The organism is Nonomuraea sp. NPDC051298 (assembly GCF_055586305.1).
This window is the reverse complement of record NZ_JBVJIM010000012.1, coordinates 295,519-307,586: the sequence shown is the minus strand read 5'-3', so window position 1 is coordinate 307,586 and position 12,068 is coordinate 295,519. Positions and strand designations below refer to the sequence as shown.

General features: G+C 71.4%; 13 protein-coding genes. 9 read left to right on the top strand and 4 right to left on the bottom strand.

Going from position 1 to position 12,068, the window contains the following annotated elements; translation table 11 throughout:
* Positions 1-71: 71 nt before the first annotated feature.
* Positions 72-677 carry a hypothetical protein gene (locus tag ACZ6S0_RS31485; RefSeq protein ID WP_465922927.1) on the bottom strand — a complete coding sequence of 202 codons (606 nt, stop codon included), beginning with the start codon at positions 675-677 and terminating at the stop codon, positions 72-74.
* Between the two features lie 226 nt (positions 678-903).
* Between ACZ6S0_RS31485 and gap the strand changes: the two genes are divergently transcribed.
* The 5 genes from gap to ACZ6S0_RS31460 all read left to right on the top strand — a co-directional run bounded on the left by gap (position 904) and on the right by ACZ6S0_RS31460 (position 4,762).
* Positions 904-1,908 (top strand): type I glyceraldehyde-3-phosphate dehydrogenase, encoded by a 1,005-nt coding sequence (gene gap / locus ACZ6S0_RS31480; RefSeq protein ID WP_465922926.1) that lies wholly within the window; start codon positions 904-906, stop codon positions 1,906-1,908.
* Between the two features lie 92 nt (positions 1,909-2,000).
* The gene (locus ACZ6S0_RS31475; protein ID WP_465922925.1) at positions 2,001-3,200 is read left to right on the top strand and encodes a phosphoglycerate kinase; all 1,200 of its coding nucleotides are present in this window, start codon (positions 2,001-2,003) and stop codon (positions 3,198-3,200) included.
* Between the two features lie 52 nt (positions 3,201-3,252).
* Positions 3,253-4,014, top strand: coding sequence for a triose-phosphate isomerase (gene tpiA, locus ACZ6S0_RS31470; protein ID WP_465922964.1), 762 nt, complete (start codon positions 3,253-3,255; stop codon positions 4,012-4,014).
* A gap of 99 nt (positions 4,015-4,113) precedes the next feature.
* A complete protein-coding gene (secG, locus tag ACZ6S0_RS31465) occupies positions 4,114-4,344 on the top strand; it encodes a preprotein translocase subunit SecG (RefSeq protein WP_080037067.1) in 231 nt (76 codons plus the stop codon).
* 73 nt (positions 4,345-4,417) lie between these two features.
* Positions 4,418-4,762, top strand: a complete 345-nt coding sequence (locus ACZ6S0_RS31460) for an RNA polymerase-binding protein RbpA (RefSeq protein WP_465922924.1) — start codon at positions 4,418-4,420, stop codon at positions 4,760-4,762.
* Between the two features lie 51 nt (positions 4,763-4,813).
* On the opposite strand, the gene ACZ6S0_RS31455 is transcribed toward ACZ6S0_RS31460, so the two are convergent.
* Complete coding sequence (locus ACZ6S0_RS31455) at positions 4,814-6,415, bottom strand: amidohydrolase (protein WP_465922923.1); 1,602 nt, start codon at positions 6,413-6,415, stop codon at positions 4,814-4,816.
* A 42-nt stretch (positions 6,416-6,457) separates the two neighbouring features.
* The gene (locus tag ACZ6S0_RS31450; RefSeq protein WP_465922922.1) at positions 6,458-7,834 is read right to left on the bottom strand and encodes an NAD(P)/FAD-dependent oxidoreductase; all 1,377 of its coding nucleotides are present in this window, start codon (positions 7,832-7,834) and stop codon (positions 6,458-6,460) included.
* A gap of 109 nt (positions 7,835-7,943) precedes the next feature.
* Between ACZ6S0_RS31450 and ACZ6S0_RS31445 the strand changes: the two genes are divergently transcribed.
* A complete protein-coding gene (locus ACZ6S0_RS31445; RefSeq protein ID WP_465922921.1) occupies positions 7,944-8,966 on the top strand; it encodes a GNAT family N-acetyltransferase in 1,023 nt (340 codons plus the stop codon).
* On the opposite strand, the gene ACZ6S0_RS31440 is transcribed toward ACZ6S0_RS31445, so the two are convergent.
* Positions 8,958-9,575, bottom strand: a complete 618-nt coding sequence (locus ACZ6S0_RS31440; RefSeq protein ID WP_465922920.1) for a Clp protease N-terminal domain-containing protein — start codon at positions 9,573-9,575, stop codon at positions 8,958-8,960. The genes ACZ6S0_RS31445 and ACZ6S0_RS31440 overlap by 9 nt on opposite strands.
* A gap of 90 nt (positions 9,576-9,665) precedes the next feature.
* Here ACZ6S0_RS31440 and ACZ6S0_RS31435 point away from each other — a divergent pair, with 90 nt between their 5' ends.
* The 3 genes from ACZ6S0_RS31435 to ACZ6S0_RS31425 are packed head-to-tail and all read left to right on the top strand — an operon-like array spanning position 9,666 to position 11,995.
* Complete coding sequence (locus ACZ6S0_RS31435; protein WP_465922919.1) at positions 9,666-10,496, top strand: hypothetical protein; 831 nt, start codon at positions 9,666-9,668, stop codon at positions 10,494-10,496.
* Positions 10,497-10,536: 40 nt separating this feature from the next.
* The gene (locus ACZ6S0_RS31430; protein WP_465922918.1) at positions 10,537-11,406 is read left to right on the top strand and encodes an oxidoreductase; all 870 of its coding nucleotides are present in this window, start codon (positions 10,537-10,539) and stop codon (positions 11,404-11,406) included.
* A 16-nt stretch (positions 11,407-11,422) separates the two neighbouring features.
* The gene (locus ACZ6S0_RS31425; RefSeq protein ID WP_465922917.1) at positions 11,423-11,995 is read left to right on the top strand and encodes a TetR/AcrR family transcriptional regulator; all 573 of its coding nucleotides are present in this window, start codon (positions 11,423-11,425) and stop codon (positions 11,993-11,995) included.
* Positions 11,996-12,068: the final 73 nt, after the last annotated feature.

The window sequence follows — 12,068 nt, the reverse complement described above, 5'->3', positions numbered from 1 at the left end:
AAGGGGTCGGCCGGGGATTCCCCTGCCCTGGGTGGGCGGGTTGATCGTCAGGAGACGGAGGGGCGCGGTGGTCAGTCGCGGGCGGGGTTGCGAGGGGTGAACAGGTCGGCCGTCGGCTTCGGGGCAGGCTGCTGGGCGGGCTCGAACGGGGCCCGGTACTCCGGCTCCCGCGTCTCCTCGGCCTCCGCGGCGGCGGCCTCCTCGGCGCGCCGCGCCCGCCGCACGCGTACGACCCGGAAGGCGACCAGCAGGAACGCCCCCGCCGCCGCCACGGCGATGAACAACCACGCCGCCCACGACTCCGACAGCGGCGCCCCGTACAGGGCGAGCGCGTCCCGCAGGCCCGAGGTGAAGGTGGGCCAGGTGACGTCGCTCAGGCCCGCGACGCGGTTCGCGGACGGCGTACGCAGGGCGGCGCCGATCATGACGGCCGAGCCCGTGATCTGCCCGGCCACGACGGCGCCCCCCGCGTACAGGGCGGCCACGGGGAGCAGGAGGAGGCTGCTCGGGCGTACGGCGCCGATCGCGAGGGCGACCAGCGCGGCGATGAGGAGCGACAGCGCCAGCGAGATGGGCACTCCGCCCCCGAAGTCCATCAGGGCGCTCGGCAGGCTCTGCTGGAACAGGACGGCCGCCCCCAGGCCGGCCGCGCAGACGAGCCCGGCCAGTAGGCCCACGATGAGTCCGGACAGTAGGCCGGACCGCTTATGTGACATCTCAGCCCCCAGAGAGAATGCACGAATTTACATCGACGAGTCGGGCACTTTACTCGAACCCCGCAAAACGTGTCGCATGAACGTCGATTCACATGCTGGTACCTGCAGTGGTCTAAACCAATTTGGGTCGGATAAGGTTCGTGGTTGAGGTTCCAGCCCGCCATCTGCTTCGAGGAGATCGGTTTTCGTGAGCATCCGCGTAGGCGTCAACGGCTTCGGCCGCATCGGCCGCAACTTCTGGCGCGCTGTCGCCGCCAGCGGCAAGGACATCGAGATCGTCGCGGTCAACGACCTGACCGACACCGCGACGCTCGCTCATCTGCTGAAGTACGACAGCATTCTCGGCCGCCTTCCGTACGAGGTGAAGGCCACGAGTGACGAGATCACCGTCGATGGCAAGGCGATCAAGGTGTTCGCGGAGCGCGACCCGGGCAAGCTGCCCTGGGGCGACCTCGGCGTCGACGTCGTGGTGGAGTCGACCGGTCTGTTCACCGACGCCACCAAGGCCAGGGTGCACGCCGACAACGGCGCGAAGAAGGTCATCATCTCCGCCCCGGCGAAGAACGAGGACGTCACCGTCGTCATGGGCGTCAACGACTCCGCCTACGACCCGGCCAAGCACACGATCGTCTCCAACGCCTCCTGCACCACCAACTGCCTGGCTCCGATGGCGAAGGTCCTCCACGACACCTTCACCATCGAGAAGGGTCTGATGACCACCATCCACGCCTACACGCAGGACCAGAACCTGCAGGACGGCCCGCACAGCGACCTGCGCCGCGCCCGCGCCGCCGCGCTCAACGTGGTGCCCACCTCGACCGGCGCGGCCAAGGCCATCGGCCTGGTCCTGCCCGAGCTGAAGGGCAAGCTCGACGGCTTCGCCATGCGCGTGCCGATCCCCACGGGCTCGGCCACCGACCTCACCGTCGAGGTCGGCCGCGAGGTCACCGTCGAGGAGGTCAACGCCGCGGTCAAGGCCGCCGCCGAGGGCCCGCTCAAGGGCATCCTCAGCTACACCGAGGACGAGATCGTCTCCTCCGACATCGTGACCGACCCGGCGTCCTGCATCTTCGACGCCGGCCTCACCAAGGTCATCGGCAACCAGGTCAAGGTCGTCGGCTGGTACGACAACGAGTGGGGCTACTCCAACCGCCTCGCCGACCTGATCGAGCTGGTGGGCCGGGGTCTGTAAGTGCCGATGCCTCTGATTCCGGGGCCGACGCGTACACATCGGGCACCTCGGGGCGCGCGCCTTGCGCGTCCCGCGAAAACAGGAGCAGGAGCATGCGCACGCTCGACGATCTCGACGTGAAGGGGCGGCGCGTGCTCGTACGCGCCGACCTCAACGTCCCCCTCGACGGGGAGACGATCACCGACGACGGCCGCATCCGCGCGTCGGTGCCGACGATCAGGACCCTGCTCGACCGGGGCGCCAAGGTCGTCGTCTGCGCCCACCTGGGCAGGCCCAAGGGCCGGGTCAACCCGGAGTTCTCGCTCGGGCCCGTGGCGCGGCGGCTCGGCGAGCTGCTCGGCCAGGACGTCGCCTTCGCCGCCGACGTGGTGGGCGAGAGCGCGCGCGGCACGGTCGACGCGCTCCAGGACGGCGAGGTGGCCCTGCTGGAAAACCTGCGCTACGAGCCCGGCGAGGAGTCCAAGGACGACGCCGAGCGGGGCGCGTTCGCCCAGAAGCTGGCCGGGCTGGCCGAGCTGTACGTGGGCGACGGGTTCGGCGCGGTGCACCGCAAGCACGCCAGCGTCTACGACGTGCCCCGGCTGCTGCCGCACGCGGCGGGCGGGCTGGTCGAGGCCGAGGTCGCGGTGCTGCGCAGGCTCACCGAGGACACCGAGCGCCCCTACGTGGTGGTGCTGGGCGGGGCCAAGGTCTCCGACAAGCTCGGCGTCATCGCCAACCTGCTGACCAAGGTCGACCGGCTGCTGGTCGGCGGCGGCATGGCCTACACCTTCCTCAAGGCCCAGGGGTACGAGGTGGGCCGGTCGCTGCTCCAGGAAGACCAGCTCGACCAGGTGCGCGGCTTCCTCGACGACGCGGCGCGGCGCGGCGTCGAGATCGTGCTGCCGGTCGACGTGCTGGCGGCGGTGACGTTCGCGGCCGACGCCGAGCACGACGTGGTCGCGGCCACGGCCATCCCGGCCGACCGGGAGGGCCTCGACATCGGGCCGAGGACGCGCGAGCTGTTCGCCGCCAAGCTGGCCGACGCCAGGACCGTGTTCTGGAACGGGCCGATGGGCGTGTTCGAGTTCGACGCGTTCTCCGGCGGCACCAGGGCGGTGGCCGAGGCGCTGCTCGCCCGCACCGGCGACGGGGGCGCGTTCACCGTGGTGGGCGGTGGCGACTCCGCGGCGGCCGTACGCAGGCTGGAACTTCCCGAGGACGGTTTCTCGCACATCTCCACCGGTGGCGGGGCCAGCCTCGAATACCTTGAGGGGAAGACCCTTCCCGGACTCGCGGCCCTGGAGGACTGAGGTGACGAAGACCGAGGCGACGAAGGCCGAGGCGACGCGGCGCAAGCCGCTCATGGCCGGCAACTGGAAGATGAACCTCAACCACCTCGAGGCCATCGCGCTGGTCCAGAAGCTGGCCTTCGCGCTCAACGACAAGGACTTCGACAAGGTCGAGGTCGCCGTCCTGCCGCCCTTCACCGACCTGCGCAGCGTCCAGACCCTGGTCGACGGCGACAAGCTGCGGATCGTCTACGGCGCCCAGGACCTGTCGCAACACGACGGCGGCGCCTACACCGGTGAGGTGTCGGGCGCGATGCTGGCCAAACTGGGCTGCACGTTCGTGGCCGTCGGCCACTCCGAGCGCCGCCAGTACCACGGCGAGGACGACGACCTCGTCAACGCCAAGGTGCAGGCGGCCTACCGCCACTCGCTGACGCCCATCCTGTGCGTCGGCGAGGGCCTGTCGGTCCGTCAAGAAGGCGGCCACATCGCGCACAGTCTCGGCCAACTCGACGGCGCGCTGCGCAAAATCAGCGCCGAGCAGGCAAAATCGATAGTGGTGGCCTACGAGCCGGTGTGGGCGATCGGCACCGGCGAGGTGGCCACCCCGGAGGACGCCCAGGAGGTGTGCGGAGCGCTGCGGGTCAGACTCGCTGAGCTCTACGACCCCGAAGTGGCCTCCGGGATCCGTATCCTTTACGGTGGCTCGGTCAAGCCGGGGAACATCGCGGGGATCATGGCTCAGCCGGATGTCGACGGCGCACTCGTGGGTGGTGCCAGCATCGACGCCGGGGAGTTCACGAAGATCTGCCGATTCTCCGATATGACCGGCTAACTGAGTCGTTCTGGGGGTGCGACTTGACATCAGGCCGTACCCTCAGAAGGCAAGTTTGAATCGTCACGCGTAACAGAGCATTGAAGGAACAGGCATACCGTGGAAATCGGAATCTCCATCGCCCTCATCCTGGCGAGCCTTCTCATGATCCTGCTCGTCCTGCTCCACAAGGGTAAGGGTGGTGGCCTGTCTGACATGTTCGGCGGCGGCTTCTCGTCGAACTTCGGTGGTTCCTCGGTGGTGGAGCGCAACCTCGACCGGCTGACCGTCATCACGGGCACGATCTGGTTCGTCTGCATCATCGCTCTCGGCCTGCTCATGAGGCCCTGAGCAACAAGTCAACGCGTGACAGTGATTCTCCCCCCGTGTCCGTACGCGGGGCGATCGAGCGAGGAGTTCATCCGTGGGTAGTGGCAACGCGATCCGTGGCAGCCGAGTCGGCGCCGGCCCGATGGGGGAGGCCGAGCGCGGCGAGGCGGCTCCGCGAGTGCGGGTCTCGTTCTGGTGCGCCAACATGCACGAGACGCGCCCCAGTTTCGCCAGCGACGCGGCGGTCCCCGAGTTGTGGGACTGCCCTCGTTGCGGCCTCCCAGCCGGACAGGACGAGGGGGCCCCGCCTGCCCCGCCGAAGAACGAGCCGTACAAGACGCACCTGGCCTACGTGAAGGAGCGCCGGAGCGACAAGGACGGCAAGGCGATCCTCGAGGAGGCACTGGAACGCCTGCGCAACAACAAGTCCCCCTGGTAGCGGTGTGCAGGGCGAAGGGGCCTCGGGTTCTCCGAGGCCCCTTCGCCGTGCCTACCGGCTCTCGTGCACGACCTCGCCGTCCACGAACGTCATGCGCGCCCGGGTCGTCCAGATCTCACCCGGCGGGAGATCGAACGGGTCGCGGTCCAGCACCACCAGGTCGGCAGGCCGGCCCGGCTCCACGGCCCCTGCGGGCGAGCGGTTGACCCAGGCCGAGCCCGCCGTGTACGCGGTCATGGCCGTGGCCAGGTCGATGCGCTGACCGGGCAGGAACGGGGTCTGCGCGGTCGGGTAGCCCGCGTGCACCGAACCACCCGGCTCGGTGCGGTTGACGGCGACGTGCATGCCCTGCAGCGGGTCGGCGTTCGAGACCGGCCAGTCGCTGCCGGCGCAGAACCGGGTGCCACGGGCCAGCAGGTCCGCGAACGGATACTGCCACGACGAGCGCGGCTCCCCGAGATAGGGCAGCGTCAGCTCGTCCATCTGGGCGTGGTGCGTGGCCCACAGCGGCTGCAGGTTGGCCGTGACGCCCAGGGCGGCGAAGCGCGGCACGTCGGAGGGCTCGATGATCTGCAGGTGGGCGATGTGGTGGCGGTTGCCGGGGTGGGTGCCCTCGAAGCTGTCGAGCGCCTCGCGCACGGCGCGTTCGCCGATGGCGTGGAAGTGCACCTGGAAGCCGAGCCGGTCCAGCTCGGCGACGTAGCCCCGCAGCTTGGCGGGGTCGACGTACGACAGCCCCGTGCCCCCGCACAGGCAGTACGGCTCCAGCGTCGCGGCCGTGAAGTTCTCGGTGATGCCGTCCTGCATGATCTTGACGGAGGTGGCGCTGAACCGGTCGAGCCCCTCGGCCGAGGCCCGGCGGGCCACCAGGTCCTCGATCTGGTCCAGGCCGCGCGTGCGGTCCCACCACAGGGCGCCCACCACGCGGGCCCGCAGCAGGCCGGAGCGGGCCGCCGCCAGGTAGGTGGGCAACTGGTCGTCGGAGCCGGCGTACGAGCCCACGATGGCGTCCTGCCAGCCGGTGATGCCCAGCGAGAACAGATGCCGCTGCGCGTCGGCCAGCGCGTCCTCCAGGTCCTGGGCGGTGGGGCGGGGGGTGAGCAGGCCGACCAGGTCCATCGCGCCCTCGTGCAGGACGCCGGTGGGGGCGCCGTCCGCGTCGCGCTCGATCCGGCCGTCGGCGGGGTCGGGGGTGTCGCGGGTGATCCCGGCCCGGTCGAGGGCGCGGGTGTTGACCCAGGCGGCGTGGTGGTCGCGCTGGATCAAATAGGCGGGACGGTCGAGGAAGTCGATCTGGTCGCGGTGGGGGAGACCGCCCGGGAATGCCGCCATGTCCCAGCCGCCGCCATCAATCCACTCCTTATCTGGATTTTTCGCGGCATAGTCAGAGATCTTTTCTCTATAAGCGTCCAGGCCGAAATCTTCGGCCAAATCGCACTTCGCGCGTTCCAGGCCCGCCTGAACCGGATGCAGGTGCGCGTCCGTGAATCCCGGCGCCAGCAGCCCGCCGTCCAGATCGACCGTCTCGTGGGCCTGCCGCGCCAGCTCCCGCTCCTCGCCCACGGCGGCGATCACACCGTCGCGCACCAGTACGGCCTCGGCCACGACGCCCCGCGGGGTGAAGGCACGGCCGCCCCGGAAGAGGATGTTCATGAATGTTCCTTTCTCACGGTCGCCTCATCATCCCGCCCCTCGTCAGTGACCCGTGATCAGATCGGCGAAGCGGGCCAGCACCGACGTGCGCGGCCTGCCGCGCTCACGGTGGTCGGCCATCCGGTAGAGGCGGTACATCGAGTGCACGCCCAGCCAGCGCAGCGGCTCGGGCTCCCACGGGCGCACCCGGCGGCCCACCCACGGCAACGCGGTCAGCTCCGACGTCTCGCCCAGGATCAGGTCACGCAGGGTACGGCCGGCCAGGTTCGTGGTGGTCACGCCGTGGCCGGTGTAGCCGCCCGCCCAGCCCAGGCCGGTGGCCGGGTCCACGTGCACGGTCGAGCACCAGTCGCGCGGCACGCCCAGCACGCCCGACCAGGCGTGCGCGACCGAGGACGAGCGGGCGGCCGGGAAGAAGTCGGTCAGCAGCCCCCACAGGGCCTCGACGGTCCACTCGTGGGTGTGGCCGCGCGCGTCCACCCGCGAGCCGTACAGGTACGGCCGGCCACGCCCGCCGAAGGCGATGCGGTCGTCGGCCGTGCGCTGGGCGTACATGTAGTAGTGGGCCAGGTCGCCGAGCAGTTCGGCGCCCTGCCAGCCGACCTCGTCCCAGAACGACGGGGGGAGGGGCTCGGTGACGATCATGGAGCTGTTCATCGGCAGCCACTGGCGGCGCAGGCCGGGCAGGCGGGCCGTGAAGCCCTCCGTCGCGCGGATCACGTGGCCGGCCGAGACCGTGCCGTACGGGGTGACCGCCCGGTGGGGGACGATCTGGGTCACGGGGGTGCGTTCGTAGACGGTGACGCCGAGGTCGCGTACGGTCCTGGCCAGGCCCTGGGCCAGCTTGGCCGGCTGGATGCGGGCGCAGTGGGGGCTCCAGGAGGCCGTCAGCGCGCCGGACACGCGTACGTGGTCCATGGGGTCGACCAGCCGCAGATCGGCCTCCTCGATGCCCCAGGAGCGGGCGGAGGCCAGGTCCAGGCGCAGGCGGGCGGCCTGGGCGGGGGTGCGGGCCACGTTCAGCACGCCGCCCTTGACCAGGTCGCAGTCGATGGACTCCCGCTCGCAGACCGCGATGACCTCGTCGATCGAGGCGTACATCTCGCGTTGCAGCCGCCGTGCGCCCGCGCCGTAGCGTTCGTGCGAGCCGGCCAGGTCGCCGGTCAGCCAGCCGCCGTTGCGCCCGGACGCCCCGAACCCGGCGAACTCCTGCTCCAGCAGCACGACGTTCAGCGACGGGCGGGCCCGCTTGAGGTAGTACGCGGTCCACAGGCCCGTGTAACCGGCGCCGACGATCGCCACGTCGGCCTGGATGTCGCCGTCGAGCCGGGGGCCGGGGGCGGGCTGGCCGGAGGACCGGTACCAGAAGGAGACGTCGCCGTTCACGTACCCGGACGACAAGGGAACACGTGCCTTCATAGCGACATATCCTCCTATATCCGGATAAGTCGCCGCATCATGCGACGAAATACGCAATGTAAACACGTCGGTAGCGGGCGTGTAACAGAGGCGCGGCACGCTGGAGCGCATGGGATTCCTGCGCATCCGCACCACGGTGGACGAGCGGCCCGGCCGGCTGGCCTCGCTGGCCTCGGCCCTGGCCGCCAAGGGCGGCAACATCCTCGGCCTGAGCGTGCAGTCCGACGCCGACGGCACCGTCGACGAGTTCGTGGCCGACATCCCCGCCAACCCCGAGACCGTGCGCGAGGCCCTGGAGGCGGCCGGGGGCCGCCGCGTCCAGGTGGTGCCGGCCACCGCCCACGAGCTGACCGACGAGCCCACCAGGGCGCTGCTGCTGGCCTCCCGGCTGCGCGCGATGCCGTGGCGGCTGCCCGAACTGCTCGCCGAGTTGCTGCGGGCGGACGACGCCCGCTGGGTCTATGGTGAGGCCGTGAGCGATCTTCCCGACCCGACCCGGCTGGTCGTGCCCGTCGCGGCCAGGCGCGCGGTCCGGCTGCGCCGCGCCGGGCTGCCCTTCACGCTGACCGAGGCGGCCAGGGCGGCCTCGTTCGCCCGTCTGGCCCAGCCCGCCACCGAGCAGGCCGCCGCCGAACGCGGCGTCAAGCTCGCCGACGGCGTCGAGGTCACCGTGCGCCCGCTCACCTCGATCTACCGCGAGGCCGTGCGCGACCTGCACGACAGGTGCTCGCCCGAGTCGCGCAGGTTCCGCTACTTCACCTCGATGCCCGCGCTGCCGCCGCGCATGTTCGACCGGCTGTGCGACAGGAGCCGGGGATACTCGCTGGTCGCGGGGCACGACGGGCAGGTCGTGGCGATGGCCAGCCTCATGTTCACCCCCGACCCGGGCATCGCGGAGATGGCCTTCCTGGTCGAGGACCGCTGGCAGGGGCGCGGTCTGGGCGCGGCGATGGCCAGGACGCTCGTACGCGCGGCCCGCGACCTCGGATACGCCGAGGTCAGGACCACGATGCTGGCCGACAACGCCCGGATGCGGCGGCTGCTGGTCTCGCTGGGCGCCACCCTCGGCTACACCGAGGACCCGGGAGTGGTCGAGTCGCGGCTGCCGGTCGGCGCGCTGGTGTCAGCCTAGGGCCGCGTCGTTCCCCGGCTCGCCGGCGTCCTTCCCCGGCTCTTCTGCCGGGGGGTCCGCCCGCTTGATGCCCAGGTGGCGTTCGATGCGGTCGAGGCTCTCCTGGATCTGCGCGAGCCGATCGCCCAGCGCGGGGCCGCCGGCGAAGAACATCTCCGACTGACGGTCCCTGGGCCCGCGGCCCACGCGGTCGAGCACGCGCTGGCGTACGTCCGGCAGGTCCGCCCCCGCGTCCCTGATCGCCAGCGCGGCCAGGCCCTCGCCCTCCTTGATCAGGCCGAGCAGGATGTGCTCGGTGCCGATGTAGTTGTGGCGCAGTTGCAACGCCTCGCGCAACGACAGCTCCAGGACCTTCTTGGCCCGCGGGGTGAACGGGATGTGGCCGCTGGGCGGCTCGGCGCCGCGGCCCACCGCCCGCTCGACGAACGCGCGTACGTGGTCGAGTTCCACGCCGCACCCGTCGAGCACGAGTGAGGCCATCCCCTCGCCTTCTCCGATGAGACCGAGCAGCAGGTGTTCCGTGCCGATGTAGTCGTGGTGCAACGTCCGCGCCTCCTCCTGGGCGAGGACGACTACCCTGCGTGCACGGTCGGTGAAGCGTTCGAACACCGGGGGGCCTCCTGTTCGGCTGGCGCTCCCTCCACTATGCGCTAGAAAACCGGGCATGTGGGGTATTTGACCTGTGTGGATCTTGACGAGGTGGCGGATCGCCTCTATGCGCTGCCGCCGTCCGAGTTCACCGCCGCGCGTACGGCGGAGGTCCGGGCGGCCAGGGACGCGGGCGACGCGGGGCTCTCGCGCGAGATCGCGAAGCTCCGCAGGCCGACGGTGTCCGCCTGGGCCGTGAACCGGCTCTCCCGTGAGCATCCCGGTGAGCTGGCCGAACTGCTCGACGTGGGCGAGCGGCTGCGGGCGGCCTGGCAGGAGCAGGACGCGGGCGAGCTGGCCGAGCTGACCCGGCGCAGGGGCGAGGTGACCGGGAAGGTGGGCCGCCTGGCCCGTCGGTTCGCGGGCCTGTCGCCCGCGGCGGCGACCGAGGTGGACCAGACCCTGGACGCCGCCGTCGTGGACGCCGCGGCCGCCGCCGAGGTGCGCCGCGGCCACCTGACGAAACCGCTGCACTACAGCGGATTCGCCCCCGCCCCCATCACGCGTGAGCCCTCCGCCCCGAGGCGGCGCAGGACCACCGAGGCCGCGGACCGGGCAGCGGCGGACGAAACAGCTAAGAACGCGGGCCGGGCAGCGGCGGACAAAGCAGCCAAAGCAGCCGAGGACGCGGCCGTCGAGGCCAGGCGGCGGGAGGAGGCCGAGGCCAGGAGGGTCAGGGAGCGCGAGGAGGCGCGGGCGGCCCACCGGGAGTGGCGCGCGGCCCTGGACGCGGCCCAGCGAGAGCACGACGAGCGCGCGGAGCGGGTGGACGCGCTGGAGAAGAAGCTGGCCAAGGCCCGCAGGAGGCTCGAAGCAGCCCGGCAGCGCCTGGAGGTGACGCGGCGGGAGGAGCGCCAGGCCCGGCTGCGCCTGGAGCGATGAGGTATGGTGTACGAAACGGTTTCGTACACCTGGAGCGTAGATGACCACCTGGACCCCTGACTCCATGCCGGACCTCACCGGCAAGGCCGCCATCGTGACCGGCGCCAACAGCGGCATCGGCCTGCCCACCGCGCTCGAACTGGCCCGGCACGGCGCGCACGTCACCGTGGCGGCGCGCGACCCGGGCAAGGGCGCGGAGGCGGTCGCGCGCATCAGGAACGCCGTGCCGGGCGCCCAGGCCGAGTACGGACGGCTCGACCTGTCGGACCTGGCCTCGGTCCGGCGGTTCGCCGAGGGCGTGCGGAAGGTGGACCTGCTGGTCAACAACGCCGGCATCGCCATGGTCCCCAGGCGCGAGACCAAGGACGGCTTCGAGCTGCAGTTCGGCACCAACCACCTGGGCCACTTCGCGCTGACCGGGCTGCTGCTGCCGCTGCTGACGGCCGCGCCGGGCGCCCGCGTGGTGACCGTCTCCAGCGACGCGCACGCCATGGGCCGGATCGACTTCGACGACCTGGCGCTGGAGCGCGGCTACGGCCGGATGTCCGCGTACGGGCGCTCCAAGCTCGCCAACCTGCTGTTCGCGCTGGAGTTGCAGCGGCGGGCCGAGCGGGCGGGCGCGGACCTGAGGAGCACGGCCGTCCACCCCGGCATGACGGCCACGGCGATCGTCAGGCTGGGGCCGTTCCAGCCGCTGCTGCGCCTGGTCATGAAGTCGGCCGCGGCGGGCGCCGTGCCCTCGCTGTACGCCGCCGCCTCGCCCGACGTCCACGGCGGCGAGTTCCTCGGGCCCGGGCCCAAGCGGCTCCAGCCGTCGCAGGCGGCCCGCTCCGAGGACCTGGCCGCGCGCCTGTGGAATGTGTCGGAGGAGCTGACGGGCGTACGATTCGACAAGTTCGCCAACCGTTAGCCAGAAGGACGTGCACGTGGCTCCACTCGACCCTGAGCGCGACAGGGCCATCCTCGACGCCACGATGGAGCTGCTGTCGGAGGTCGGCTTCGACCGGATGACGGTCGACCAGATCGCCAAGCGCGCCAAGGCGAGCAAGGCCACCATCTACCGGCGCTGGGCGGGCAAGTCCGAGCTGGTGGTCGACGTCATCTGCCGACGCTTCGACATGGACCTGCCGCCGGGCGAGGACACCGGCTCGCTCCGCGGCGACCTGGCCGCCCTCTTCCGCGGCCTGTGCGAGTCGGTCGAGCGCAAGCACACGCTCGTCATCGGGCTGTCCTCGACGCTGGTGTCCAACCAGGAGCTGGCGCGCACGCTGCGCGCCCACATGCCCGCCAAGGACCTCGGGGAGGTGGGCGCGCTGCTGGCGCGGGCCGTCGAGCGGGGCGAGCTGGCCGGGCCGGTCGATCCCGGGCGGCTGTTCGGGGTGGCCGAGGCGCTGGTGTGGCACCGCATGATCTTCACGGGGCCGCCGTTCGGCGAGCCGTTCGTGGCGGAGTCGGTGGACGGCGTGCTGATGCCGCTGGTGCGCGCCTGGGCGGGATAACGCTGGGCCGGGCAGACGGCGGCCCGGCGAAGGATCGCGCGGGCGGGGGCGGCCCCCGGAGGATCGCGCGGGT